Below are 24748 nucleotides of genomic sequence, written 5' to 3'. Positions count from 1 at the left end.
AAAGCGCCTGACTGTCATTTATGTTATATTATAACATACCGCAAGCCCGGCAGGGATCAGGCGAAGTGGCGGACCAGCGCCAAGCCAGCAAAAAGCCCGGCAATCGACAGCACCACCGACCCCAACACATAGGCCAGAGCCAGACCCAGTTCGCCGCGCTCGTAAAACAGTACCGTATCCAGCGAGAAGGCCGAAAAGGTCGTGTAGCCGCCGAGAATGCCGGTCATCAGGAACAACCGCCATGGCTGCGAGGCCTCGCCCTTGTAAGCGAGATAGCCGGCGATCAAGCCCATCACCGTGGAGCCGGTGATGTTGATGATGAAGGTCCCCCACGGGAACGCCGTCCCCATGCAACGGGCGCAGGTCACGTTGACGACGTGGCGCAAGGTGGCGCCAAGACCGCCGCCGACAAAAACCAAAACGTAATTCATTGAACGCCCGCTGCTTGGTGGCTCACGTCATTCCGTTCTGCCGCAGCGTGTCTGCGACGGCAAGTCGCAGCGGGCCGACCAGGACACGAAAATATCACGACAACGAAAAAGGGCGGCAGCTTGCGCCACCGCCCCTCCCGCGCGTCATTAAACGCAAATCGAAAGCGATCAGATCGCCTTGCCGAACTGCTCGTCGACATATTCCCAGTTCACGAGATGATCGACGAACGCCTTGAGATAGTCGGGACGACGGTTGCGGTAGTCGATGTAGTAGGAGTGTTCCCAGACGTCGACGCCGAGGATCGGGGTCGCGCCATGGACCAGCGGGCTTTCGCCGTTTGCGGTCTTGGAGATTTCGAGCTTGCCGTTCTTGACCGAGAGCCAGGCCCAGCCGGAGCCGAACTGGCCGACGCCTGCAGCGGCGAAATCGGTCTTGAACTTTTCGAGACCACCGAGATCCTCGGCGATCTTCTTCTCCAGACGGCCTGGGAGCTTGTCGCCGCCGCCGTTCGGCTTCATCCAGTTCCAGAAATGGAGATGGTTGTAGTGCTGACCGGCATTGTTGAAGAGCGCGGCATTCTTGCCGAACGAGCCCTTCACGATTTCTTCAAGCGATTTGCCTTCGAATTCGGTGCCCTTCAGCAGGTTGTTGCCGTTGGTCACGTAAGCCTGATGGTGCTTATCGTGATGGAATTCCAGCGTTTCCTTCGACATATGCGGCGCGAGCGCGTCATAGGCGTAAGGCAGATTGGGAAGGGTGAAGGTCATGGGTCAAGATCCGCAATAATGGGAGAGTTGGCTTAACGGGAACCCTTATAGAAGGTTCCGTGCGGCTCCGACACTCCCATCTTCGCGATCCCGATCGCTTCGCTTTGCGATCCCGATCGCTGCGCGATCAGGCCGCACTCGGCATCGCGGTAGGAACCGCATCGCGCCGCGCTGGCGGCTTCACATTCATGAGCATCTGAAAACATCCCGCGATCATCCCGATCACAACGGCGAATTGCCAGGCGCGGTCATAATTGCCGAGATGCGCGAAGATCATGCCACCGCCCCAGGCGCCGAGGAAAGATCCCGCCTGATGGCTAAGGAAGGCGATGCCGGTGAGTGTGGCCATGAAACGCAGGCCGAACAGCTGTGCGACGAGGCCGTTCACCAGCGGCACCACGCCGAGCCACAGCGATCCCAGCACGGCGGCGAAGACCATGGTCGTGGTCGGGGTTGCCGGGAAATAGAAGTAGGTCGCCAGTGCCAGCGAACGTGCAATGTAAATTCCGCCGAGCAAAATCTGCTTCGGATAACGGCCGCCGAGCCAGCCGAAAGCATAGGAACCGAACACGTTGAACAAACCGACCAGCGCCAGCGCAGTGGCGCCAAGCGACGCGTCGAGGCCGCAGATCGCCAGATAATTCGGCAAATGCGTGGTGATGAAGACCAGCTGCAGACCGCAGACGAAAAACGACAGCGCCAGCACGATATAGCCGGAATGGCCGAGTGCGGATTGAACCACTTCGCTCAACGATTGCTCCGGCTCATCCGCCGACGCGCGCTCGATCTTGTCGGACTGACCGGCAAACAATGCGGCCGGCACCATCACGGCGGCCAGACCGAGGAAGCCGATCAGCGCGACCTGCCAGCCGGCGGTCGAGATCAGCGTCTGCGCCAGCGGCGAGGCGATGACGAGCCCGAGCGAACCGGCGGCGGAAACTGCGCCCATGGTGACGCTGCGCTTGGCAGCGGACACCGAGCGCGAGGCCACGGTCATGGTCATACTTGATGCCGTGCAGGACAGCGCGAGTCCGACGCAAAGGCCGGCACCAAGGGTGAACACCAGCGGCGTGGTGGCAAACATCATCAACACGAGACCGGCGGCATAGATCAAAACGCCGGTGATCATCACATGACGGGTGCCGAAGCGATCGGCGATGGCGCCGATGAAAGGTTGCGAGATGCCCCAGATGACGTTCTGCAGGGCGGTTGCCAGCGAGAAATCCGCCGTGGTGATGGCGGTATCGCGCAGGATCGAGGGCTGAAACAGCCCGAAGCTCTGGCGCATGCCCATGGCCAGGCTGAGCAGCGTCGCGGCGCCGGCCAAGATCGCCCAGCGCTGGTATTTGGTGAGCTCCGCCTCAGTCATTCCAATGTTTCCTCAGTCCGTAGAATATTATTCTCACCTAAGCACCGGATTCGACAGGTTTACTACCCTCGGACCGACCTATAAGGGCTGCACAAAGCGCAGAGGTGACAACCGAAATGAGCATCGAAATCGAGATCGTAACCGGCGATGCCTCATGGCCGAGCGTGAAGCCGCTGTTCGACCTGGTCCGGCCGCCCGAGACCGTCGAAAAGCTGTCCTGGCGGAATGCCGTCTTCGCCTATCCCGAATTGCGGGTCATCGTGGAGGACGACGGAAAGCCGGTCTGTCATGTCGGCCTGCACCGACGTGAAGGCATGTGGAAGGGCCGCAAGACCCGGATTGGCGGCATCGGCGGCGTCATCACCCACCCCGACTATCGCCAGCGTGGCCTCGCAAGTGTGGCCCTGACCGCAGCACTGCATACGCTAAAGGACGAACGCGCCACCGATTTTGCGCTGCTGTTCTGCGAACCGCACAATGTGGATTTTTACACACGCCGCAACTGGAAGCCGTTCATCGGCGAGGTCTATGCCGAACAGCACGGCGAACGCGTGCGTTTCGATATCATGACGCCACTGGTTTCCTACCTGAAGCGTGCGCCGCATGAAGGCGAGATGGACCTCTGTGGACTGCCATGGTGACCGTGCCGGTCGGCCTGCGCGAACTGCGTCAAATTGAATCGATCATGATCATTTGAGACGCTGAGTAGTCTCAAACGCAGCGCCGCGGCATTGCACAAATCCCATTTCTTGTTATGCAGGCCGCCTGATCCGAGGAGACACGCATGCCTGCCAGATTCACCGTTATGATCGCATTGCTGGGTGCAGTTTTTGCAGGTTCTGCTGCCCAAGCCCAATCGGGTGGCGAAGCGACGGGCGTCTGGCAGACCCAGGCCGGAGATGCGCAAGTACGCGTCAGCAAATGCGGCACTATCCTGTGCGGCATCATCGTCTCGCTGCGCGACAAGATCGATCCGCAGACCGGCAAGCCGCCGATCGACGACAAGAATCCCGATCCCGCGCTGGCCAAGCGCTCGATGATCGGTATTCACTTGTTCTACGACATGCGCCCCACCGGAGCGAACACGTGGTCGGGCCGGATTTACAATGCCGATGACGGGAAGATCTATACCAGCAATGTCGCGCTGACCGGCCCGAATACGCTGAAGGTCGAAGGCTGCGTCGGTGCATTCTGCGGTAGCGAGAACTGGACCCGCGTCGGCCGCTGATCAGGCTGTTTTCTAGACCGACATGGCCTTCAACGCACTGGCCGCCGAGGCATAACCACCGCGCGCTCCATCGATGAAATGTACGTGATCGCTGCGAATAGCTGACGGTGTGAAACACGTCATCATCGCAGCATCCTGCCGGTGCAAACCATAGCGTGCGGTTCCTTCCGAGGCGGCTGCTACAAGACGCCGCTCCAGCGCGCGTTCGAGATCGGGCGTACAGTCCAGGATCATGCGCAGGCTATCGTCGTATTTGCGAAAATCCGAGTTCTCGACCAACTGCTGCACATAGGTCTTGGGCACGAAGCCGCCGACGCTGATACCAAAACGCATCAACACAAAGGCAAACAGCGTTCGCGCCGTCACCCAGATACGAAAGCGTGCCAGCGATTTCGCGCCGCGGCCGGCCCGAATTTCATAGCCCAACCCGGCGGGCGGCCACCTCAGCGCTGGGCCACCGGCAGGCACGGGACGGGCCGCATCTGGACTGCGTTCGACCAGAGCGATGATGTCTTCGATAACGCGACGAAATGCGGATGTGTCGGCGCCCGCTGCAGCCGTTACCAGCACCGAAAGGATCAAACCGTGCGCCGATGGAATTTCCTCGAAGCGGCATGAGAGCCCGGAGAGATCGGGATAGGTCCCGACAGGTGCAGGCGTCACCGCGAATTCACCGCGCTTCATCGCGGCCTCCGCCCAGCCCAGTCCGCCACCGGAAAACATCGCATAGGACACGTTCTTCGATGGACCGAAGCGCGCCACGCGCACATCCAGCCCCTGCGCACGGATGTCCTTGATCGGGACCAGGGCCACGCGCATCACGAGATCGAGATCGTGATTCACCCAGGTGGCCGTCGCCGCCAAAGCCCCACTGGCGCGATCGAGATCGTCCGGCGAGACCGCGAAGCTCGCGCCATCGCCGCCGAACACGAAGGGGAATTCGCGGCCGTCCAGCGCATTGGTCACGGCCGCGATGACGGCGGCGCCAGCCATGTTGACGGCCTTGTAGCGTTGCTCGGCAATGGCTTTGGTCGATTCGACAATATCGGCAACGCCGATGATCCAGTCATCCGGCAAAGCCGCGTAGAGCGCCGGGTCCATCACCCGGTCGAAACTGTAAAATATTGAAATGCCGTCGTAAAACGCACTGACGCCGGTCGCCATGGTGTGAAAATGATCCTGCGGCAACGTTGCGTCACTCCAATGACGCTCCTGAAGCCGGACTCATAGCACGCAATTTCGAGGGACGCGCGATATCAGCAGTCCAACGTCGTCTGCCGCTCCCACTCGGTGAGCTGACGGCAGTGCTCATTCCAGTCGCTATGCTTGAGCTTGAGGTATGACCCGACCACGACCGCGCCGAGCTGCGCCTTCAACACCTCGGATGCTTCGAGCGCGCGCAGGGCGTCGAGCAGGTTCAGCGGCAGTTGCTTCACCTTCGTGGTCGCGTCGCGCTCGGTATACATGTTGATGTCGAGCCGCGGACCGGGATCGCGGCTGTTGGCCATGCCGTCGAGACCGGCGGCAAGCAGAGCGGCCGGAAGGAGATACGGATTCACCGCACCATCGGGCAGCCGGAATTCAAACCGGCCGGCATCGGGAATGCGGATCATATGCGTGCGATTATTGCCACCATGGGTCACGGTGTTCGGCGACCAGGTCGCGCCGGACAATGTACGCGGCGCATTGATGCGCTTGTAGGAATTCACGGTGGGATTGGTAATGGCGCAGACAGCTTCGGCTGAGTGCACGAGACCGCCGATGAAGTGATAGGCGGTTTTCGACAAGCCCAGCTCGCCGTTCTCATCCTCGAAGACATTCGAACCATCTTTGATCGACCACAGCGACGCATGGACGTGGCAGCCATTACCGGTGAGATTGGCGAAGGGCTTCGGCATGAAGGTCGCCTTGTAGCCGTGCTTCTCTGCAATCGACTTCACCATGAATTTGAAGAAGGCGTGGCGATCGGCGGTCTTGAGTGCGGTGTCGAACTCCCAGTTCATCTCGAACTGTCCATTGGCGTCTTCGTGGTCGTTCTGATAGGGCTTCCAGCCCAGCGAAATCATCGCGTCGCAGATCTCGGCGACGATCTCGTAGCGGCGCATCAGCGCCTGCTGGTCGTAGCACGGCTTGGCCTGCTGATCGGCGGGATCGGAAATCGCGCTGCCATCCGGCGAGATCAGGAAGTATTCACATTCGACGCCGGTCTTGAGTTCGACACCCTGCTCGGCGGCCTTGGCAATCAGGCCCTTCAAAACCTGGCGCGGGTTCTGCGCGACCGGCTTGCCGCCCATATAGAGATCGCCCGTGACCCAGGCGACGCCTGGCTTCCAGGGCAGCAGCGTCAGCGTCTCCTTATCCGGCATGACGAGGACATCCGGATCGGCCGGCGTCATGTCGAACCACGCGGCGAAACCGGCAAAGCCCGCGCCGGATTTCGCGACACTATCCATCGCTGTCGCCGGCACCAGCTTGGCGCGCATGCCGCCGAACAGGTCGACGAAGGCGATGAGGAAGTATTTGAGGTCGTGTTGTTTGGCTAGTTCGGTCCAGGTCGCCATTGACATCTCCGAAAGTAAACCAGCCATTACGGCCTGTTAGATATTGCTGCCGGGAATCCAGTTCGTTCCGGCGAGAGGGACCCTCGCCATGGCCGCTGACTCCATTGTCAGCGCCACCAGATCTTCCGGTTCGAGATTGTGGACGTGGCTCTTGCCGCAGGCGCGCGCGATGGTCTGCGCTTCCAGCGTCATCACCGAGAGATAGTTGGCGAGCTTGCGGCCCGCGATGACGGGATCGAGGCGCGCCGCGAGCAGCGGGTCCTGCGTGGTGATGCCGGCAGGATCGCGCCCTTCATGCCAGTCGTCATAGGCGCCTGCTGTGGTACCAAGCTTCTGGTATTCGGCTTCGAGCGCCGGATCGTTATCGCCGAGTGCGATCAATGCCGCCGTGCCGATCGCCACGGCGTCGGCACCAAGCGCGAGACACTTGGCGACATCGGCACCGTTGCGGATGCCACCGGAGACGATGAGCTGCACCTTGCGATGCATGCCCAGATCCTGCAGCGCCTTCACGGCCGGCGGGATCGCGCACATAGTGGGAAGTCCGACATTCTCGATAAACACATCCTGCGTCGCAGCCGTGCCGCCCTGCATGCCGTCGAGCACGATGGCATCGGCGCCGGACTTCACCGCAAGCGCGATGTCGTAATACGGGCGAGAGGCACCGACCTTCACATAGATTGGGATCTGCCAGTCGGTGATCTCGCGCAATTCCTGGATCTTGATCTCCAGATCGTCAGGGCCGGTCCAGTCCGGGTGCCGGCACGCCGAGCGCTGATCGATCCCAACCGGCAAACGGCGCATGCCAGCAACGCGCTCGGTAATCTTCTGGCCGAGCAGCATGCCGCCGCCGCCGGGCTTGGCGCCCTGGCCGACCACAACTTCGATCGCATCGGCCTTGCGCAAGTCGTCCGGGTTCATGCCGTAACGCGACGGTAGCACCTGATAGACCAGCAGATCGGAATGACCACGTTCTTCCGGCGTCATGCCGCCGTCGCCCGTGGTGGTTGAGGTGCCAACCGCCGATGCCCCACGGCCGAGCGCTTCCTTGGCGGGCCCCGACAGCGCACCGAAGCTCATGCCGGCGATGGTGATCGGAATCTTCAGATGAATCGGCTTCTTGGCGAAGCGTGCGCCGATCACGACATCCGTGGCGCATTTCTCGCGGTAGCCTTCAAGCGGATAGCGGCTGATCGAGGCGCCGAGAAACAAGAGGTCGTCGAAATGCGGCAGCTTGCGCTTGGCGCCGGCGCCGCGAATGTCATAAATGCCGGTCGCGGCGGCACGGCGGATTTCCGCAATCGCAGCGTCATCGAAGGTCGCGGACTTGCGCGGCGGCGTGTGGATCCAGCGGTCTTGCGCGCTCATCAGTATGATCCGACGTTGTCGATATGGAAATGATAGAGCTTGCGCGCCGAGCCGTAGCGCTTGAACTCGTCGGGGCTGACGCCTTCGATGCCCGCCTCATCCAGCAGCTTCTTCAGCTCAACCTTGTGTTCGTCCCTGAGCGGTTTCTCGATGCAATCCGCACCAAGGCTCGTGACCGTGCCGCGCACGAAGAGCTGCGCTTCATAAATGGAGTCGCCGAGCGCCTCGCCGGCATCGCCGAGCACCACGAGCTTGCCGGCCTGCGCCATGAAGGCCGAGAGATGGCCGACCGAGCCCTTGACGACGATATCGATGCCCTTCATCGAAATGCCGCAGCGCGCGGATGCATTGCCGTCGATGACCAGCAAACCGCCATTGCCGCTGGCGCCCGCCGCCTGCGAGGCATCGCCGGTGACATGGACACGACCGGACATCATGTTCTCGGCAACGCCCTGCCCGGCATTGCCGCGCACGGTGACGCGCGCCTGCTTGTTCATGCCGGCACAGTAATAGCCGACATGTCCATCGATCTCGATCTCGACCGGGAAATCGAGACCCACGGCGATATTATGCTGGCCGCGCGGGTTGCTGACGGTCCAATGCGTCTCGTTGGTGTTGGGCGTCAGCGCATGCAGCGCGCTGTTGAGGTCGCGCAGCGGCGACGAAGCGAGATCGATCGCAGGCATCAGTGCCGCTCCCACAGATAGACGCGGGCCGGTTCGGGCTCCCAGACTTTTGCACCATCGATGCCCGGCAGATCGACAAGTGCCCGATACTCGGTACCGAACGCAACCCAGCGATCCGTCTCGGCCATCACAGCAGGCTTGCAGGCAATGGGATCACGCAGCACGCCGAAGCCCGTCTCGGTGCCGATGACGAATGTGTAGAAGCCATCGAGCGCAGACAATGACGATGTCATCGCATCCTGCAACGACGCACCGGCGGCCATCTGCGACGAGATATAGCCGGCGGCAACTTCGGAGTCGTTTTCGGTGCGGAACGTCATGCCCTGACGGATCAGCTCGCGGCGGACATCATTGTGATTCGACAGCGAGCCGTTATGCACGAGGCATTGATCGGTGCCCGTGGTGAAGGGATGCGCGCCATTGGTGGTCACCGCCGATTCCGTCGCCATGCGGGTGTGGCCGACGGCATGGGTGCCGGCCATCGAGTCCAGGCCGAAACGTCTGGCAACGTCGGCAGGCAGGCCGACTTCCTTGAATACGGCCATGCGCCTGCCGCGCGCGACCATATCGACATCTTCGGTGCCCACGAGTGCTGCGACCACCGCAGCCTCTTTCGCAACGGGAATGCTCAGGACAGCATGCGTGTCATGCACCTGATAGGACAGAGGCGCACCGGCGCCTTTGCCGAGTGTCGCCATCAGGCCGGCGAAATCGAATGATGGCGCGGCGCGCAGCGTCAACTTGATCTGGCCGGCCTCGCCATCGCCATAAACCGCGAAGCCCGCGGAATCCGGACCGCGATCGCTCAGCGCTTCGAGCATGCCGGACAGCAGGCCGCCGAGCTCCGGTGCGAGCTTGGTATCTTTCAGAAACAAACCGGCAATGCCGCACATGGCTCGCGTCTCGCGTGTTGAACTCGGAGCAAAGCTTGCCCGAAACAAAACCGTCATGTCAACCACAGAGAAAATAGTTTTCCTGACAGGAAATATCGCTATTGTCGGGAAATCAACGCATGCAGGAAACGCCACCGTGAAAGCGAAAGCCAAACATCCGACAAAGCCAAAATCATCGCCCGCGCGGCCAAAGCTGGAGGACTTGCGCACCGGCTCGAATGCGCCGCTGGAAGCCGGCGGCTCGCTGGAATCCAAGATCGGCAACGAGGTGCGCCAGCTCCGCAAGGATCTGGAGCTGACGGTGGCCGAACTCAGCACGTCGGCGGGCATCTCCACCGGCATGCTGTCGAAGATCGAGACCGGCAGTATCTCGGCATCGTTGGGGACGTTGAACGCATTGTCAAAGGCGTTGAACGTTCCGATCAGTCGGTTTTTCCGCGAGACCGAAGAGCAGCGCGACTGCTCCTTCGTGAAGGCAGGTGCCGGCGTCAAGATCGAACGCCGCGGCACCAAGTCCGGCCACAACTATCAACTGCTGGGACATTCGATCGGCGACCTCGGCGTCGAGCCCTATCTGATCACGCTCAACGAGGACGCCGAAGCCTATAGCAACTTCCGCCATGCGGGGGTCGAGATGATCTACATGCTGACAGGCAAGGTGCGTTATCGCCATGCCGACCAGACCTATCTGATGGAGCCCGGCGACACGCTGTTCTTCGACGCTGCCGCGCGGCACGGACCGGAAGAACTGGTGAAGGCGCCGATGACTTATTTGTCGGTGATCATTTATCCGCGGAGAAGTTGAGCGAGAGGTGAGCTTTCCTAACCTCTCCCCGCTTGCGGGGAGAGGTTAGGATCGGAGCTAGCGTTTGTACTCCGTCTTCCCCATCCGATCCTGCGACGGCGCCACATCGAACGCCCGCCGATACACCCGCGCGAAGTGGCTGGCGCTGGCGAAGCCGCATTCCGCACCAACCTCGACCACCGGCATGCCGGTCTGACGCAACAGTGCCCGCGCCTTGGCGAGGCGCAGCGTCAGGTAATGCTGCTCGATGGTGACACCGAGATGCGTGGTGAACAGCCGCTCGAGCTGGCGCACGGAGACGCCCGCAGCTTTAGCGAGTTCATCGCGCGGCGCGGGACTGGCCAGCCGTCGCTCCATCGCCGTGATGGCCGACAGCACGGCGCGATTGCTGGTGCCCAGGCGTTCACGCAGTGAGATACGCTGGTTGTCGTCGCCGAGCCGTACGGCCGTCTGCAGAAACCAGTCGCTGACTTTCGCTGCCAGCGCCTGACCATGATCCCGGCGAATGATCGCGTGCATCATGTCCAGCGCCGCAACGCCGCCGGCGCAGGTCAGCCGGTTGCGGTCGATCTCGAACAAAGTGCGTGTCGGCTCGATATCCGGAAACGCTTCGATGAAGGCGTCGAGATGTTCCCAGTGGATCGTGCAGCGCATGTCATCAAGAATGCCGGCCTTGGCCAGAATGAACGGCCCACCCGACACGCCGCCAATCGCGCAGCCCGAGCGCGCGAGGCGACGCAGCCACGCCAGCGTCTTGGCATCATCGAAACTCGCGGGATTGCCCCCGGCGCACACCAGCACCGTGTCGTAACGCACGTTGTCAGCGATGGTGTGGTCCGACGCCACCGACAGTCCGCTCGACGCTAGGATAGCCTCGGCGCCGGTGGAAATATGCAGCCACTGATAGAGTTTCTTGCCCGCCAGGACATTGGCCGCGCGCAGCGGCTCGATCGCCGACGCAAAGGACATCAGCGCGAAGCCGTCGATCAGGAGGAAACCGACGCGGTGGGGCTGGGCCATAAGTTCTGGGACTCAATATCCGCGCCGGTTCAGATCATGAATGCTTGGGCGTTAGGCCCACTCGCCCTTGCGGAACACCGGCACGCGGCGGCCATCGCTGTGGACGCCGTCGATGTCGATCTCGCCGGAGCCGATCATCCAGTCGATATGGATGAAGCTCTTGTTGCCACCCTGCGCCGCGATCTGCTCGGGCGTGAGGTCGTCGCCATTGACGAAGCACTTCGAATAGCACTGGCCGAGTGCGATGTGGCAGGCGGCATTCTCGTCGAACAGCGTGTTGTAGAAAAGCAATCCGCTGGCCGAGATCGGCGACGAATGCGGCACCAGCGCCACTTCGCCGAGCCGGCGCGCGCCTTCGTCGGTGTCGAGCACCTTGTTGAGCACTTCCTCGCCGCGTGAGGCCCTGGCCTCGACGATCTTACCGCCCTCGAAGCGCACCGCAATGTCGTCGATCAGCGTGCCCTGATAGGATAGCGGCTTGGTCGAACGCACATGGCCATTGACGCGCGCGGCATGCGGCGTGGTGAAGACTTCCTCGGTCGGAATATTGGCATTGCAGATGATGCCATTCTTGGCGGTCGATGCGCCGCCTTCCCACTCATGACCATCGGCAAGACCCACCACGAGATCGGTGCCCGGCCCGGTGAAATGCAGCGCATGGAATCGCTGGCCGTTCAGCCATGCGGTGCGGCTGCGCAGCGCGGCATTGTGACTCGCCCAGGCGGCAATGGGATCGGCATTGTCGACGCGGGATGCAGCGAAGATCGCATCCGCAAGCTTCTGCACCGCAATGTCGTCCTCATCACCGGGAAACACCTGCTTGGCCCAGGACAGCGTGGGATAGGCAATGATGTTCCAGTTGATGTCGAAGCCTGCGATCTTCTGCAGCGCGGGCTGATAGGCGATGGAATTGGCCTTGCTGGCACGCGACACCTTGGCGGGGTCTTCGTTGGACAGCAGCATCGGATTGTCGCCGACGATGGCGAGGCGCGCGGTATTGTTGCCGAGGGCCTTGGCCATGCCCTCATAAAGCCAGCCGGCTGCGCGGTCGAACGACAGATCATGGCCGTAGCGATAGCGCGCCAGCGTCATCTCTTCATCGGAGAAAAACGGCGTCACCAGACCTGCACCCGCCTTGTAGGCGTGCTCGGCAATCTTGCGTACCAGCGGCAGCGCCGCGGCGGGGCCGGTCAGCAGCAGATCCTGCCCGGGTGCCAGTTGCAGCCCGACTTTCACGGCGACTTCGGCCAGACGGTCGAGCTTCACGGGATCGATAGGAGTGGACATATTGCGCTGATGAACGGTCATGCAGAGGCCCTGACTGGTGTGGAAGTGGCTGGACCGAATGTAGGCGCAGATGCGCCTTGCCGCCAGCCGGTCCGCTGCAGGGCTTGCCGGCCGCCTATGACGGCGCGGACTGCGGGACGAGGGCCCGATAATGGGCCAGCGCGTAAAGCCTGATTGCCGAGGACAGGTTGTTCTGTTGGCGGTTCTTGTCGATCTCCCCCACGAGCTGCGACATCGTCATCCGGCGTATCCCGGCGATCTCCTTCAAGGCCGTCCAGAATGCCTCTTCGAGGCTGACGCTCGTCTTGTGTCCGGCGACAACTATCGATCGCTTTACGACGGGTGATTTCACCGCGCCTTCTCCATTTCCGCCCAGTGGTCGTTTTACTTTCCAGACAGCTTATACGGATTGGAACTGGCGGCAACAGATCAGATGACCCGACCTTAGACGAGTATGCATCGCGCAACCTGATAACCGAAATACAACCTCTGCGGTATAAACCGTCGCCTTGTTTTCGCGGCGCACATTGAGCAAAAGCAACATGGCTCACGACTCCGCATCAGAATTCCCGACTGACTCGATGAACTCAATCACGCTCGCACTCCCCGACACCCAGCATGCCGCCGATCAGATCAATCGCTGGACGCGGGAGTACGCCGCTTTTGCACTGCTGATCGAGCAGGCCGACAGCGCAAGCTCTGCGTTGCGGCAGTTTGCAGCGATTAGCCGCACGCATGGCCAGAACGACATCGCCATCGAAGCGCTGCTTGCCGCGCTTGCCCTGATGCCGACCGATATTGTCGCCTTGCGTGAGCTTGCGTCGGACTACCAGCTGAGTGGGCGCGACGAACTGGCTGAAGCATGCGCGCGGCGGGCACTTGCTATCGATCCGGACCACGCGACGACATGGCTGCAATATGCGAGCCTCGCCTACCGACTGCAGCGCATCGACGATGCTGAAGCGGCCTATCTGCGTGCCCTGTCGGGCGATGCCTCGCTGGGCGACGCTCATCTCGGTCTAGGCGTCCTGTATCTCGGCTCCCGCCGTCCCGAGCAGGCCATCACCCATCTGCAACGCGCGCTATCCTGGGGCGGCATCGAGGCGGTCACGCATCTTTGCCTCGGACAGGCCTTCTACATGGCCGGCCGCTTCGGCGAGAGCGCCGATGCCCTGGCAACGGCAAACCGTTCTGTGCCGCTGGAAGGCGTGACGCTGCGTCTCTACGCCCGTGCGCATACCTTTGCTTCGATGCTGGAGGGCGACATTCAGGGCGCCATCGTCCGCTACCCGACGCTTGCGGGATCGGAGACCGAACCGCTGGACGAGGTCTTGCGCACTGCGTTCGCGTTGTTCAGCGCTTACGGCATGCACGAAGCCGCTGCCACGGTCGGACGCCTGCGACTGGAAAGCCAGCCGGACGATCCCGTGCAGCGCTACTTGCTGGATGCCGTCGGTGGACAAACACATGACCGCGCACCGGCAGCCTATGTCGAAGCGCATTTCGACGAATTCGCCGAGGGCTTCGACAGCAAGCTTGTGGACGTTCTTGGCTACAAGGTGCCGCAGCAACTCGCCGACATGATTGCCTCCTGCCAGCCGACACTTGCGACCATCCTCGATCTCGGCTGCGGAACGGGGCTGGCTGCAGAGCCCCTCGGACGATTCGGCGCACGGCTGACCGGCATCGACCTGTCGGAGAAGATGCTCGCCGTCGCCGCACGGCGGAACGCCTATCACGATCTTATCAAGGCCGATGTCATGGGCTATCTCGCGGATAGCCCGCGTAGCTTCGATCTGGTCTTCGCTGCCGATCTTCTGATCTATCTCGGCCGGCTGGACGAACTCATCGGCCTGATTGCGCGGGTGCTGCCTGCGGGCGGCCTGTTCGCAGCGAGCATCGAGCGCGCGGGCCACGGCGAGTTCACATTGCTCTCGTCAGGCAGGTTCGCACATAGTGAAACATATTTCGAAGCCTGCGCCGCAAAGCCCTTCGAGATCGTGCGCAAGGAGAATTCCGAGCTGCGTCTGGAAGCCGGGCGCCCTGCCCTCGGTACCCTCTACGTGCTCCGTCGCCGTGGCCGGCCGAGCACGGAGAACGGCCAGCTCACCACCATAACGATCCGCCAGTAAATCTACCAGATCTCTGCCGGCAAGCTCGGTCCGGGTATTCAGAACGCCCCGACAGGTCAGTGTCGTCCACCAGGAGCGCTACCGCTCACCGTGAACAACCGTTGCCGCGTGGATTGCCACGGAACGTCGTGTCATGCCGACCTTCACCAGGGCATAGATGGCAGGAATCACAATCAGGGTCAGGATGGTGGAAGACACCATTCCGCCAATCATCGGCACGGCAATCCGCTGCATGATTTCCGAACCGGTACCCGTGCTCCACATGATGGGGAGCAGCCCGGCCATGATCGCGACCACCGTCATCATCTTCGGCCGCACCCGTTCGACGGCGCCCAGCATGATGGCCCTGTAGAGATCTTGCTCCGTAAAGGGCTTGCCCGCAGCCAGCCGTTCAGCCCTCACCTCTTCCAGGGCATGGTTGAGGTAGATCAGCATGACGACCCCGGTTTCTGCCGCGACACCTGCCAACGCTATGAACCCCACGACCACCGCAACGGATAGGTTGAACCCAAGCCACCACATCAGCCAGAGCCCACCGACCAAGGCGAACGGCAGTGAGAGCATCACGATGAGCGTGTCGGTCAGGGAACGGAAGTTCAGGTAAAGCAGCAGGAAGATGATCAGCAGCGTGAGTGGCACCACCAGCTTGAGCCGGGCCGCGGCCCGTTCCAGATATTCATACTGCCCACTCCACGTGACGTATGTGCCTGGCGGAAACGCTACACTGGCCTTTACCGCCGCCTGGGCGTCAGTCACATAGCTTCCGATGTCGCGCTCGCGAACATCGACATAGATATAGATCGCGAGCTGGCCGTTCTCGGTGCGAATGGAAGATGGCCCTCGCGCGAGGCTGACCTTGGCAATCTCGCCCAGCGGCACCGCACCGCCAGAAGGCATCGGCACCAACACATCACGCGCTATGGTCTGTGGATCGCCGCGCAGATCACGCGGATAGCGCACATTCACACCGAAACGCTGGCGGCCTTCCACCGTCGTGGTCACGGTCTGCCCCCCCAACGCCATGCCGATGATATCCTGCACGTCCTGGATCATGATGCCGTAACGCGCCATCGCTGCCCGGTCTGGAACGATATCGAGATAATAGCCACCGGTCACGCGCTCGGCATAGGCGGACGAGGTTCCAGGAACCGCCTTGAGCACCGTCTCTACCTGACGGGCGGTCTTCTCCATGCTTGCAAGGTCAGCCCCCATCACCTTTACGCCCACCGGCGTGCGGATGCCCGTCGAGAGCATATCGATGCGTGCCTTGATCGGCATGGTCCACGCGTTTGACACGCCAGGAAATTGCAGCGCCTTGTCCATCTCTGCTGTGAGGCTGTCGATCGTCACGCCCGGCCGCCATGTTTCCTTGGGCTTCAATGCAATGATGGTCTCGAACATTTCGCTTGGCGCGGGATCGGTCGCCGTCGCCGCGCGCCCCGCCTTGCCGAAGACAGTCTCGACTTCAGGGAATGACTTGATGATGCGGTCCTGCATCTGCATCAGTTCTGCCGCCTTCGTCACCGAAATGCCCGGCAACGTCGTCGGCATGTACATCAATGTGCCTTCATTGAGGTTGGGCATGAACTCGGAGCCCAGTTGGCGGGCGGGCCAGGCACTCAGGACCAGGACCGCCAGCGCAGCGACGATCACCAACCCCTTGGCTTGCAACACTCCCTTGATCAGCGGCCGATAGACCCAGATCAGGAAACGGTTGATGGGGTTCTTGTGCTCGGGGACGATCCGCCCCCTTACAAAGATGATCATCAATGCGGGTACCAGCGTGATCGACAGAATCGCGGCTGCCGCCATTGCAAACGTCTTGGTAAAGGCCAGCGGACTGAACAGTCGTCCTTCCTGGGATTCCAGAGTGAAGATCGGCAGGAAGGACACGGTGATAATCAACAGACTGAAAAACAGAGCTGGCCCCACTTCGGACGCAGCCTCGATCAATACATCCGCCCGGTTCTTGTCCGGTCCGGCTCGCTCTAGGTGCTTGTGCGCATTCTCAATCATGACGATTGCAGCATCGACCATCGCACCGATGGCAATCGCGATTCCGCCGAGACTCATGATGTTGGAGCCCAGCCCCAACATCTTCATGGCACCAAACGCCATCAGGACGCCCACCGGTAGCATCAGGATAGCGACCAGCGCACTGCGGACATGCAACAGGAATACAATACACACCAGCGCGACAACCACGCTTTCCTCGAACAGCGTACTCTTCAAGGTCTCGATGGCGGCATTAATGAGCCCCGAACGGTCATAGACCGGGATAATTTCGACCGATGCCGGAAGGCTTCCGGCCAGCTCTGCTATCCGCTTCTTGACGCTCTCAATGACATCCAACGCGTTGGAGCCGAAACGCTGCAATATGATGCCACTGGCAACCTCGCCTTCTCCGTTAAGCTCGGCGATGCCGCGCCGCTCATCAGGACCGAGCTCCACCCGTGCGATGTCACGCACCAGCACCGGCGTGCCGCCATTGTTTTTCAGAACCACGTCACCGATGTCGTCGATACCCTTGAGGTAACCGCGACCGCGGATGACATATTCGAACTCGGAGAGCTCGACGGTCCGCCCGCCGACATCCGCATTGCTGGCGCGAATGGCCTCGCGCACCTTTTGCATGGAGATGCCGAGGTCGCGCATGCGCAGGGGATCAAGGACGACATTGTATTGGCGCACAAAGCCGCCCACCGGGGCGACTTCCGCAACACCCTCCGCCTTGGCCAGCCCAAAGCGCATGGTCCAATCCTGTAAAGTCCTGGTATCGGCGAGACTCAGATCTTTTGACTTGAGGGCATACTGGTAGACCCACCCCACCCCCGTGGCATCAGGCCCAAGGGAAGGAGTAATCCCTGCAGGCAATCGTGTCGCCGCACCGTTCAGGAACTCCAGCACGCGCGACCGCGCCCAATAGATATCAGTGCCATCTTCGAAGATGATGTAGACGAACGACACGCCAAAGAACGAGAATCCGCGGACAACCTTCGACTTGGGCACCGTCAGCATTGCCGTGGTCAATGGATAGGTGACCTGGTCCTCGACCACTTGCGGCGCCTGCCCCGGATATTCGGTATAGACAATCACCTGGGTGTCGGAGAGGTCGGGAATCGCATCAAGCGGAAGATGGCGAAGCGCGTATAAACCGCCAGCGACTGCGAACACGACGCCGACCATCACCAGCATGATGTTTCGCGAGGACCATGCAATCAGGCGCGCGATCATGGCTGACTTCCTGCGTCAGAGTAACCTTTCAGCGCGGCGTTGAGGTTGCTTTCCGCATCGATCAGGAAATTGGCGGAAGTGACTACCGCCTCGCCATCGACGACGCCATCACGGATCTCGGTATAGCCCCTTCCCCGCACGCCAAGTTTCACCGATCGCGGTTCAAGCCTGCCATTGCCCCTGTCAACGAATACGGCCTGGCGCTCGCCGGAATCCAGCACCGCCGAGTCGGGCACGGTAAGCACCGCTTGACCACTGCCGACATTGATCTCGGCATCGACATACATATCCGGCAGCAGTGCGAGGTCAGCATTCGGCAACTCGATGCGAACACGCACCGTTCGCGTCTCCTTGTTCAGCTGCGGGTAGATCACCGCAACTTTTCCTTCGAAAGTCCGGCCCGGAAAACCGCGGGCGGTAATCGCGGCAACCTGTCCCGCCTTGACGAGTGACAAATCGCGCTCCGCCACATCGATCATCGTCCACACGACGGAAGTGTCTGCCAGCCGGAACAGCACATCACCTGGTCCTACCCGCATGCCCTCGGTGGCATTGCGTTCAAGCACAATGCCGTCCCGTGGCGCGGTCCAGACGACCGCCAAAGGCGCGATCTTTCCCTTTTCCATTGCAGCCAAGGCAGATTCCGGCACGTTGAGGTTCATCAGCCGCTGGCGTGACCCGGCATTCAACGTATCGCTGACGGACCCCGAACCTCTGACCGCCAAATATTCCGCGGCGGCTGACGTGATGGCCGGACTGTAGATTTCCATCAGCGGCTCGTCCTTCCGCACATGGCTGCCAGTGGTGACGTCAGATACTTTCTGCAACCAACTTTCCGAGCGCATCGAGATCACCGACACGCGCCGCTCATCGAGCTGGATGGTCCCCGGCGCGCGGATCACCGTGCGGATAACACGCATCTCGGCGGGGACAGATTTTACACCCGAGCGCTGGAGCTTGCCGGGCGTCAGCTGGACCGAACCATCGTCCGTGGCGTCGCCCTCATAGACGGGGATGTAGTCCATTCCCATCGAATCCTTCTTCGGCACCGGCGAAGTGTCCGCCAGACCCATCGGGTTGCGATAGAACTTGATTTTACCGGCCTGAGGGACCTCATTCTCCTCGCCAGCATCAAAACTCACTTTGTCTTCGTTCGAATAGACCGGCCGATAGACACGGCCACCTGCTGTCGACCTGGCATCCAGCGAATACGCAGGTTTGCCATCAGGGTCCTGATAGTAGAGCGGCCGTTGGCCTGCACGGACATGCCGCACCATCTCCACTTTCTTTGAGGAGAACGACAGCAAGTCAGGCCGCATCAGCCAAAGCCCCCCGATCCCCGCCGCCGTCACGGCGGCGAGGATGACGATCGTCAATGAGGCGCGCTTCATTTTTGCGCCAGGATTACGAGCTTATTTTCTACGGTACCAGTCTCACCCTGCACCTTGGCGCCGAGCGAGAGTTGCCAGCGACCGGCCATGCTTACATTGGCCATGAACTTGTAAGCGCCCGGCTCCGTGCCTTTCAACGGCGTCACCTTGGTTGCCATTTCGCCCATGCCATCAGGCGCCATATCGAGACGGGTGGCGAACACCACCGCATCAGGCACGGGCTTGTTGGTCTTCTTGTTGAGGAGACGCACCGTGAACATGGCTTGCGGTCCAACGGTGACGGCAGGCTCGACGAGCTGGAATTCATAGTCCTTGACGTCGGCACGAGCGGTTGAAATGAGGCCTGCCATTGCAAGGCCGGTGAACGCAGCCGTCATGGCGCGCGCGAGTTTAATCGTCTTCATTTTGAGTTTTCCTCTTAAGCTTAGGGGTCCGCCAGACGGCGGCATGCGTATCGCCGCAGGCCTCTGGCCATGCGGCAACAACGGCGTGAGCCGCTACAACCTAGCTTCGGGGGGGACGTGCGGGAGGTGAGGAACCAAGGCTGTCCGCCAAGGCATCGCTCAAAGGCGCCATCAAAATCGAGATCTCCGGCGCAAACAGGGATCGTTCAACCGCAACCGGGACACCCTGCATGCTCTTGAGGATGCAGACCGTCATCAACGGGCAGTCCTTGCAGTCATTCTTCTGGGGCGCCTTGTCACCCGCCATATCCGGGCAGCACGGCATATCGGCCGCCATATCGCCCATCGCGGTCGCCGCCATTACGGTGGCGGCGGCAGGCGCAGCCAGAGGCGCGGTGACCAGACTGGACACCACGAGCAGCGCGAGCAGACAACGAAGGACAAATGACCTTTTCACGGCTCCAAGGTCGCACATCCTGCCCTGATCGAAAAGTGCAGCCTGTTCACGACTTCGCCAGCGAGCGAGTCGATATGGTTAGAGCGCCGTGTTCAGTTGCTGATCGACAGGGTGGGCGGCGAAATACCCGCTGCGCGACAGGCGCTGCCTTACATTGCGGCATCAGCGCTTCGAAGCTTGTTCCAAAAAAGCCCGGCAGGTCACTGTCCACTTGCCGCGCCAGAAGGTAGCGATGGCGGCAGCCATCGAATGGTCACCGCCATTACTCTCGGTGGAGATTAAACCTCCAGCTTGTCTCCCCCCTTCAGATCGAGAATCTCACGCGCCTCGTCAGGGGTGGCAATCTCGAGGCCCAGCCCTTCGACGATCTTGCGGGCAAGCGTGACCTGCTCGGCATTGGACGAAGCCATGCGGCCGGGCGCCGCCCACAGCGAGTCTTCCAGGCCGACGCGGATATTTCCGCCCATGGCCGCGGCCATCGCTGCGATCGGCAGCTGGTTGCGGCCGGCACCGAGCACTGACCATACGTATTTGTCACCGAACAGGCGATCCGCCGTTCGCTTCATGTGCAGCACATCCTCCGGGTGCGCACCGGTGCCGCCCTGCAGGCCGAACACCGTCTGGATAAACAATGGCGGCTTCACCAGCCCCTGGTCGAGGAAGTAGGCCAGGTTATAGAGATGCGCGGTGTCGTAGCATTCGAACTCGAAGCGCGTGCCGGTCTCGGCCAGCGTCTTCAGCACATATTCGATGTCCTGAAACGTGTTGCGGAACACGATGTCCTTGTTCTGCAGGTGCTTCAATTCCCAGTCGTGATCGAATTTCTTGAAGCGGTTCAGCATCCCGAAGAAGCCGAAATTCATCGAGCCCATGTTGAGCGACGCGACTTCCGGCTTGTAGACCGCAGCAGGCCGTACACGCTCGTCCACCGTCATGGTCGGAGCGCCACCGGTGGTCAGATTGATCACCGCATTCGTGCGCTGCTTGATGATCTTCAGGAATGGCGCAAAGGCTTCGGGACTTTGATCGGGTTGCCCGGTCTTCGGGTTGCGTGCGTGCAGATGCACGATGGCGGCGCCCGCTTCCGCCGCGTCGACGGCGGCGTCGGCGATTTCCTGCGGCGTCACCGGCAATGCCTTGGACATCGAGGGTGTATGGATGGCGCCGGTCACGGCACACGTAATGATGACTTTGCGGCTCATGTCAGTCTCCGTCTTGCTGTTGAGAAATCGTGTGGTCAGGATTTGCCGCCCTGCGCGGCCTTGTGGGCCGCCAGTGCAGCGAGGCGTTCGTTACGACGTTGCGTCAGCGCAGCAATTCTGTCGGGCGAGGGCTGATGCGGCCAGGCCGCGATCACCCGGTCGACATTCGGGCTTTGATAAACCTCGGGTCCCGCCGATGCAGCGGCCAGCTCCTTGTAGAAACCGGTATAGCGCGCGCAGTAATCGGGGATACCGCCGGGCGCATTGAGCTCGATGGTCTCCAGCGGCCCGAGGAACGACCAGCGCAGGCCGAGCCCGTCCTTCACGGTGTGATCGAGATCCTCCGCAGAGACATAGCCTTCACCGACCAGACGGAACGCTTCCGCCAGCAAGGCGCCCTGCAGGCGATTGAGGATGAAACCATTGATCTCGCGGTTGACGGTGACCGGCACCTGCCCGATCTCGCGATAGATCTCGCGTGCGCGGTCGATGGTCTCCTGCGAGGTCCAGGATGCGCCGCACAGTTCGACCAGCGGCACCAGATGCGGCGGGTTGACGGGATGGCCGACGAGGCAGCGCGCGCGGCCCGGAAGCGCTTCCGTGAAGCGAGAGGCGACGATGGCCGAGGTGGAGGATGCAAGCAGTGCATCCGGAGGCGCAAGACGATCAAGCTCAGCGAAAATGGCGATCTTCTGTTCGACATTTTCGGGGCCGTTCTCCTGCACGAAGGCAACGTCCTTCACGGCGTCGGCCAAGCTACCCGCAATCGAGATGCGTCCGGCAGCTCCGTCGGGATCGCTGGCCAGTCCGTGGCGGGCGAGCGCATGCAGTTCATCGCGAATGAGCCCGGGCGCAGCATCCAGCGTCGGACGATGAGGATCCGTCAGCCGCACGGTCCATCCTGCGCGCGCGAAAATCGCGGCCCAGGCGCGTCCGATCAAGCCAACGCCGACGATCCCGACATGTCGATTGTTCAGTGTCATTGATGTTCTCACAGCCACAGCACCTTGCGGCGCAGATCGAGATCGTCACGCAGGGCCTTCGACGGCCCCTGATGAATTACCTTGCCCCGTTCCAGCGCCACCGTCGAATCGGACAGGGCCAGCGCCAGATCGAGATTATGGTCGACGATGATGATGGCAATTTCCTTGCGGAGCCGGTCGAAGGTTTCGAACAACTGTTCCACGACCGCAGGCGCCAATCCTTCGAACGGCTCATCCAGCAACAAGACGCGGACATCGCCCGACAGTGCACGCGCAACAGCCACCATCTGCTGCTCGCCGCCTGACAGATAATCGGCGGGGCTGTCGAGACGCTCACGAATGCGCGGGAAGTAGTCGTAGATGCGCTCGCGGGTCCAATGCACGCCATTGCCAGTCTGCCGCTTGAGACCACCAAGTTCGAGATTCTGCTCGACGGTCATGCCCGCGAACAAGGCGCGTCCCTGCGGTACGTAACCGATGCCGAGCCGTGCGGCTTCCGCAGACGACAGGCCGATCAACTCGCTGCCCGCCAGTTGAATAGAGCCATTCGACGCCGGCGCGATCCCGATCAACGACTTGAGCAAGGTCGACTTACCTGCACCATTGCGCCCGAGCAGCGCGATGATCTCGTTCTCATGCAGGGTGAAATTGACGTCGTTGAGAATATGGCTCTTGCCATAGAAAGTATCGACATTCTTGACCGTTAGCAGCGGCTTTGCCCCCGCCGCGGTCTCACGCGGACGCGCAGCCACAGCCGTTGTGCCCGATCCGATATAGACTTCCTGCACCTTCGGGCTGGACCGAGCCTCTTCGACGGAGCCATCCAGCAATACGCGTCCCTCATTCATGACGGTGACGTGGTCCGCCAACTGGAACACCCGATCGATATCATGCTCGACCAGCAGAACCGGCAGATCGGCGGAGATGCGCTTGATGATCGCGCCGATACGTTCACGTTCGGCAGCAGCAAGTCCGGCCAGCGGCTCATCGAGCAGCAGCACCCGCGGCGCCGTGGCCAGCGCGACGCCCATGTCAAGCAGGCGTTGGCCGCCGTAAGACAGCATACCCGCCTCTGCCTTCTCAATTCCGGCGAGACCGAGATAGCGGACCACCGCATCGGTCTCCACGTTGATTGCGCTAATCGATAGCGCGTTGGTCACGGGATCGAAACGCCGGGGATGTCGGGCCTGCACGGCCAGGCGGATATTTTCGCCAACGCTGAGCCCTGGAAACAGGTTGGTGATCTGGAACGAGCGCCCAATTCCGGCACGGGCGATCGATTCCGGCGTGTGGCCCGCGATCGACTCGCCCATCAGCGACACGCTGCCTTGATCGGGTTTGTACATGCCCGACAGGAGATTGAACGCCGTGGTCTTGCCGGCACCGTTCGGGCCGATCAGCGCATGCAGCGTGCGATCGGCGATGGCGATATCGACACCCTGCACCGCCTTGATGCCACCGAAACTCTTCACGATATGGCTGGCAGCAAGCACAGCTCCATCGACGGATGACTTTGGTCTCAGGAATTCCGGCAACGGCAGCACTTCGATGCGCCGCGCCGACATCGCGGCATCTTCCTCGACCTTCTTGCGGAACGGCGCGATCAACCGCTCACCCATGCCGATCAGACCGGTGGGCGAGAAAATGATGAAGCCGACGAAGACAAGGCCGAACCAGAACAGCCAGTTCTCGGAGTAGATGCCCAAGAACTCTCGAAACAGGATGAAGAACAGTGCGCCCAACGCCGGCCCAAGGAAGCTGCGCATGCCGCCGATCACGACCATGGCCAGCAATTCGCCGGAGAAGGCTACCGATATTGGATCCGCCGAGGTCATGCGATTCTTGTACAGCAGCAGCACGCCGGCAAGCCCGGTGATGGTGGCGGACAGCACGAAGGCCATCAGCTTGTAGCGGTTGGTGGGATAGCCGAGAAAGCGTGCGCGCTGTTCGTTTTCGCGGATCGCCACCAGCACCGAACCGAGCGTCGAATTGTGGAAGCGCCAGAGCAGGATGAGCACGACGTATGCGATCAGCGCCACGAACCAGTAATAGGTCGCACCGGCGTCGAGGTCGAAGCCGAGCAGTGCCGGCCGGGTGATGCCGCCGAGGCCGTTCTCGCCACCGGTGACGTCGGTCCAGCGGAACGAGACGCTGTAGAGCATCGCCGCGAGCGCCAGCGTCAGCAGTGAGAAATACACGCCGCGGCGGCGCAAGATCAGATAGCCGAAGGCAGCCGCCGTGATGGCCACCACGACAAGCGCGAGCAGCGTTGGCCCGACGAATGAATTCGGCATCAAGTTGCGCTGAATCAGCGCTGCAGCATAGGCCGCGAGGCCGAACCAGGCGCCATGACCGAACGAGACGAGACCGGTGTGCCCCACCAGGATATTCAGAGCCATGCAGGCCAGTGCGAAGACGACGATCTCCGTCGCCGACGTCATGGTCAATCCGAGCGCCAGCAGGATCGGCGGCAGGATGAGCAAGCCGACGCCAGCGATCAGCAACGAAACGGGAAGACGATTCAACATT

At 61.4% G+C, this 24748-nt stretch carries 22 protein-coding genes; 4 read left to right on the top strand and 18 right to left on the bottom strand.

Annotated features, from left to right (window positions below):
- Positions 1 to 56 precede the first annotated feature (56 nt).
- The 3 genes from crcB to AC1RLZ_RS24020 form a co-directional block, all read right to left on the bottom strand.
- Positions 57 to 431, bottom strand: coding sequence for a fluoride efflux transporter CrcB (gene crcB / locus AC1RLZ_RS24030; RefSeq protein WP_371420169.1), 375 nt, complete (start codon positions 429 to 431; stop codon positions 57 to 59).
- 168 nt (positions 432 to 599) lie between these two features.
- On the bottom strand, positions 600 to 1199 hold the full coding sequence (locus tag AC1RLZ_RS24025) for a superoxide dismutase (RefSeq protein WP_493190649.1): 600 nt from the start codon (positions 1197 to 1199) through the stop codon (positions 600 to 602).
- A gap of 127 nt (positions 1200 to 1326) precedes the next feature.
- Positions 1327 to 2568, bottom strand: a complete 1242-nt coding sequence (locus tag AC1RLZ_RS24020) for an MFS transporter (protein WP_493190648.1) — start codon at positions 2566 to 2568, stop codon at positions 1327 to 1329.
- A gap of 116 nt (positions 2569 to 2684) precedes the next feature.
- Between AC1RLZ_RS24020 and AC1RLZ_RS24015 the strand changes: the two genes are divergently transcribed.
- Positions 2685 to 3209, top strand: coding sequence for a GNAT family N-acetyltransferase (locus AC1RLZ_RS24015; RefSeq protein WP_493190647.1), 525 nt, complete (start codon positions 2685 to 2687; stop codon positions 3207 to 3209).
- Positions 3210 to 3352: 143 nt separating this feature from the next.
- Positions 3353 to 3796 carry a DUF2147 domain-containing protein gene (locus AC1RLZ_RS24010; protein WP_371420173.1) on the top strand — a complete coding sequence of 148 codons (444 nt, stop codon included), beginning with the start codon at positions 3353 to 3355 and terminating at the stop codon, positions 3794 to 3796.
- Positions 3797 to 3808: 12 nt separating this feature from the next.
- Here AC1RLZ_RS24010 and AC1RLZ_RS24005 read toward each other — a convergent pair whose 3' ends face one another.
- From AC1RLZ_RS24005 to AC1RLZ_RS23985, 5 genes are all read right to left on the bottom strand, one after another.
- Positions 3809 to 4960, bottom strand: a complete 1152-nt coding sequence (locus AC1RLZ_RS24005) for a DUF3095 domain-containing protein (protein ID WP_493190646.1) — start codon at positions 4958 to 4960, stop codon at positions 3809 to 3811.
- Between the two features lie 92 nt (positions 4961 to 5052).
- Positions 5053 to 6357 carry a type III glutamate--ammonia ligase gene (gene glnT, locus AC1RLZ_RS24000; protein WP_493190645.1) on the bottom strand — a complete coding sequence of 435 codons (1305 nt, stop codon included), beginning with the start codon at positions 6355 to 6357 and terminating at the stop codon, positions 5053 to 5055.
- Between the two features lie 36 nt (positions 6358 to 6393).
- Complete coding sequence (locus tag AC1RLZ_RS23995; protein ID WP_093757228.1) at positions 6394 to 7725, bottom strand: FMN-binding glutamate synthase family protein; 1332 nt, start codon at positions 7723 to 7725, stop codon at positions 6394 to 6396.
- Positions 7725 to 8411, bottom strand: coding sequence for a protein glxC (locus tag AC1RLZ_RS23990; protein ID WP_493190644.1), 687 nt, complete (start codon positions 8409 to 8411; stop codon positions 7725 to 7727). The genes AC1RLZ_RS23995 and AC1RLZ_RS23990 overlap by 1 nt, the downstream gene beginning before the upstream one ends.
- Positions 8411 to 9304, bottom strand: a complete 894-nt coding sequence (locus AC1RLZ_RS23985) for a class II glutamine amidotransferase (RefSeq protein ID WP_493190643.1) — start codon at positions 9302 to 9304, stop codon at positions 8411 to 8413. Before AC1RLZ_RS23985 ends, AC1RLZ_RS23990 begins: the two co-directional genes overlap by 1 nt.
- A 136-nt stretch (positions 9305 to 9440) precedes the next feature.
- Between AC1RLZ_RS23985 and AC1RLZ_RS23980 the strand changes: the two genes are divergently transcribed.
- Complete coding sequence (locus AC1RLZ_RS23980; RefSeq protein WP_493190642.1) at positions 9441 to 10109, top strand: helix-turn-helix domain-containing protein; 669 nt, start codon at positions 9441 to 9443, stop codon at positions 10107 to 10109.
- A gap of 57 nt (positions 10110 to 10166) precedes the next feature.
- On the opposite strand, the gene AC1RLZ_RS23975 is transcribed toward AC1RLZ_RS23980, so the two are convergent.
- The 3 genes from AC1RLZ_RS23975 to AC1RLZ_RS23965 all read right to left on the bottom strand — a co-directional run bounded on the left by AC1RLZ_RS23975 (position 10167) and on the right by AC1RLZ_RS23965 (position 12768).
- Positions 10167 to 11129: a GlxA family transcriptional regulator gene (locus AC1RLZ_RS23975; protein WP_493190641.1), complete on the bottom strand. Its 963-nt coding sequence runs from the start codon at positions 11127 to 11129 to the stop codon at positions 10167 to 10169.
- A gap of 51 nt (positions 11130 to 11180) precedes the next feature.
- Positions 11181 to 12437 (bottom strand): aminopeptidase, encoded by a 1257-nt coding sequence (locus tag AC1RLZ_RS23970; RefSeq protein WP_493190640.1) that lies wholly within the window; start codon positions 12435 to 12437, stop codon positions 11181 to 11183.
- Between the two features lie 94 nt (positions 12438 to 12531).
- Entirely contained in the window at positions 12532 to 12768 is a 237-nt protein-coding gene (locus tag AC1RLZ_RS23965) for a ribbon-helix-helix domain-containing protein (protein ID WP_371420181.1), read from the bottom strand.
- Positions 12769 to 12997: 229 nt separating this feature from the next.
- Here AC1RLZ_RS23965 and AC1RLZ_RS23960 point away from each other — a divergent pair, with 229 nt between their 5' ends.
- The gene (locus AC1RLZ_RS23960) at positions 12998 to 14548 is read left to right on the top strand and encodes a methyltransferase domain-containing protein (RefSeq protein ID WP_493190639.1); all 1551 of its coding nucleotides are present in this window, start codon (positions 12998 to 13000) and stop codon (positions 14546 to 14548) included.
- Between the two features lie 78 nt (positions 14549 to 14626).
- On the opposite strand, the gene AC1RLZ_RS23955 is transcribed toward AC1RLZ_RS23960, so the two are convergent.
- The 7 genes from AC1RLZ_RS23955 to AC1RLZ_RS23925 all read right to left on the bottom strand — a co-directional run bounded on the left by AC1RLZ_RS23955 (position 14627) and on the right by AC1RLZ_RS23925 (position 24747).
- Positions 14627 to 17782 carry an efflux RND transporter permease subunit gene (locus AC1RLZ_RS23955; protein ID WP_493190638.1) on the bottom strand — a complete coding sequence of 1052 codons (3156 nt, stop codon included), beginning with the start codon at positions 17780 to 17782 and terminating at the stop codon, positions 14627 to 14629.
- Entirely contained in the window at positions 17779 to 19173 is a 1395-nt protein-coding gene (locus tag AC1RLZ_RS23950) for an efflux RND transporter periplasmic adaptor subunit (RefSeq protein WP_493190637.1), read from the bottom strand. The genes AC1RLZ_RS23955 and AC1RLZ_RS23950 overlap by 4 nt, the downstream gene beginning before the upstream one ends.
- Positions 19170 to 19577 carry a FixH family protein gene (locus AC1RLZ_RS23945; RefSeq protein WP_493190636.1) on the bottom strand — a complete coding sequence of 136 codons (408 nt, stop codon included), beginning with the start codon at positions 19575 to 19577 and terminating at the stop codon, positions 19170 to 19172. The genes AC1RLZ_RS23950 and AC1RLZ_RS23945 overlap by 4 nt, the downstream gene beginning before the upstream one ends.
- A gap of 100 nt (positions 19578 to 19677) precedes the next feature.
- The gene (locus AC1RLZ_RS23940) at positions 19678 to 20052 is read right to left on the bottom strand and encodes a hypothetical protein (protein ID WP_493190635.1); all 375 of its coding nucleotides are present in this window, start codon (positions 20050 to 20052) and stop codon (positions 19678 to 19680) included.
- Positions 20053 to 20312: 260 nt separating this feature from the next.
- The gene (kce, locus tag AC1RLZ_RS23935) at positions 20313 to 21236 is read right to left on the bottom strand and encodes a 3,5-dioxohexanoate:acetyl-CoA acetone transferase (protein ID WP_371420183.1); all 924 of its coding nucleotides are present in this window, start codon (positions 21234 to 21236) and stop codon (positions 20313 to 20315) included.
- 35 nt (positions 21237 to 21271) lie between these two features.
- Positions 21272 to 22219 carry a 3-hydroxyacyl-CoA dehydrogenase gene (locus AC1RLZ_RS23930; RefSeq protein ID WP_493190634.1) on the bottom strand — a complete coding sequence of 316 codons (948 nt, stop codon included), beginning with the start codon at positions 22217 to 22219 and terminating at the stop codon, positions 21272 to 21274.
- An 8-nt stretch (positions 22220 to 22227) separates the two neighbouring features.
- Entirely contained in the window at positions 22228 to 24747 is a 2520-nt protein-coding gene (locus AC1RLZ_RS23925) for a branched-chain amino acid ABC transporter ATP-binding protein/permease (protein WP_493190633.1), read from the bottom strand.
- Position 24748: the final 1 nt, after the last annotated feature.

This window comes from Tardiphaga sp. GW822-FHT04G09, from assembly GCF_058800725.1.
This window is presented reverse-complemented; position numbering and strand designations above follow the sequence as displayed.

Bases quoted from the DNA above. Each gene is read 5' to 3' on its own strand.
- AC1RLZ_RS23995 (WP_093757228.1), bottom strand. From the start codon at position 7,725: ATGAGCGCGCAAGACCGCTGGATCCACACGCCGCCGCGCAAGTCCGCG.
- AC1RLZ_RS23990 (WP_493190644.1), bottom strand. From the start codon at position 8,411: ATGCCTGCGATCGATCTCGCTTCGTCGCCGCTGCGCGACCTCAACAGC.
- AC1RLZ_RS24010 (WP_371420173.1), top strand. From the start codon at position 3,353: ATGCCTGCCAGATTCACCGTTATGATCGCATTGCTGGGTGCAGTTTTT.
- AC1RLZ_RS23945 (WP_493190636.1), bottom strand. From the start codon at position 19,577: ATGAAGACGATTAAACTCGCGCGCGCCATGACGGCTGCGTTCACCGGC.
- crcB (WP_371420169.1), bottom strand. From the start codon at position 431: ATGAATTACGTTTTGGTTTTTGTCGGCGGCGGTCTTGGCGCCACCTTG.
- AC1RLZ_RS24025 (WP_493190649.1), bottom strand. From the start codon at position 1,199: ATGACCTTCACCCTTCCCAATCTGCCTTACGCCTATGACGCGCTCGCG.
- AC1RLZ_RS23950 (WP_493190637.1), bottom strand. From the start codon at position 19,173: ATGAAGCGCGCCTCATTGACGATCGTCATCCTCGCCGCCGTGACGGCG.
- AC1RLZ_RS23960 (WP_493190639.1), top strand. From the start codon at position 12,998: ATGAACTCAATCACGCTCGCACTCCCCGACACCCAGCATGCCGCCGAT.
- AC1RLZ_RS23975 (WP_493190641.1), bottom strand. From the start codon at position 11,129: ATGGCCCAGCCCCACCGCGTCGGTTTCCTCCTGATCGACGGCTTCGCG.
- AC1RLZ_RS23940 (WP_493190635.1), bottom strand. From the start codon at position 20,052: ATGTGCGACCTTGGAGCCGTGAAAAGGTCATTTGTCCTTCGTTGTCTG.
- AC1RLZ_RS24005 (WP_493190646.1), bottom strand. From the start codon at position 4,960: ATGGCGACCGGCGTCAGTGCGTTTTACGACGGCATTTCAATATTTTAC.
- AC1RLZ_RS23970 (WP_493190640.1), bottom strand. From the start codon at position 12,437: ATGACCGTTCATCAGCGCAATATGTCCACTCCTATCGATCCCGTGAAG.
- AC1RLZ_RS23985 (WP_493190643.1), bottom strand. From the start codon at position 9,304: ATGTGCGGCATTGCCGGTTTGTTTCTGAAAGATACCAAGCTCGCACCG.
- AC1RLZ_RS23955 (WP_493190638.1), bottom strand. From the start codon at position 17,782: ATGATCGCGCGCCTGATTGCATGGTCCTCGCGAAACATCATGCTGGTG.
- glnT (WP_493190645.1), bottom strand. From the start codon at position 6,357: ATGGCGACCTGGACCGAACTAGCCAAACAACACGACCTCAAATACTTC.
- AC1RLZ_RS23930 (WP_493190634.1), bottom strand. From the start codon at position 22,219: ATGACACTGAACAATCGACATGTCGGGATCGTCGGCGTTGGCTTGATC.
- AC1RLZ_RS24015 (WP_493190647.1), top strand. From the start codon at position 2,685: ATGAGCATCGAAATCGAGATCGTAACCGGCGATGCCTCATGGCCGAGC.
- kce (WP_371420183.1), bottom strand. From the start codon at position 21,236: ATGAGCCGCAAAGTCATCATTACGTGTGCCGTGACCGGCGCCATCCAT.
- AC1RLZ_RS24020 (WP_493190648.1), bottom strand. From the start codon at position 2,568: ATGACTGAGGCGGAGCTCACCAAATACCAGCGCTGGGCGATCTTGGCC.
- AC1RLZ_RS23925 (WP_493190633.1), bottom strand. From the start codon at position 24,747: ATGTTGAATCGTCTTCCCGTTTCGTTGCTGATCGCTGGCGTCGGCTTG.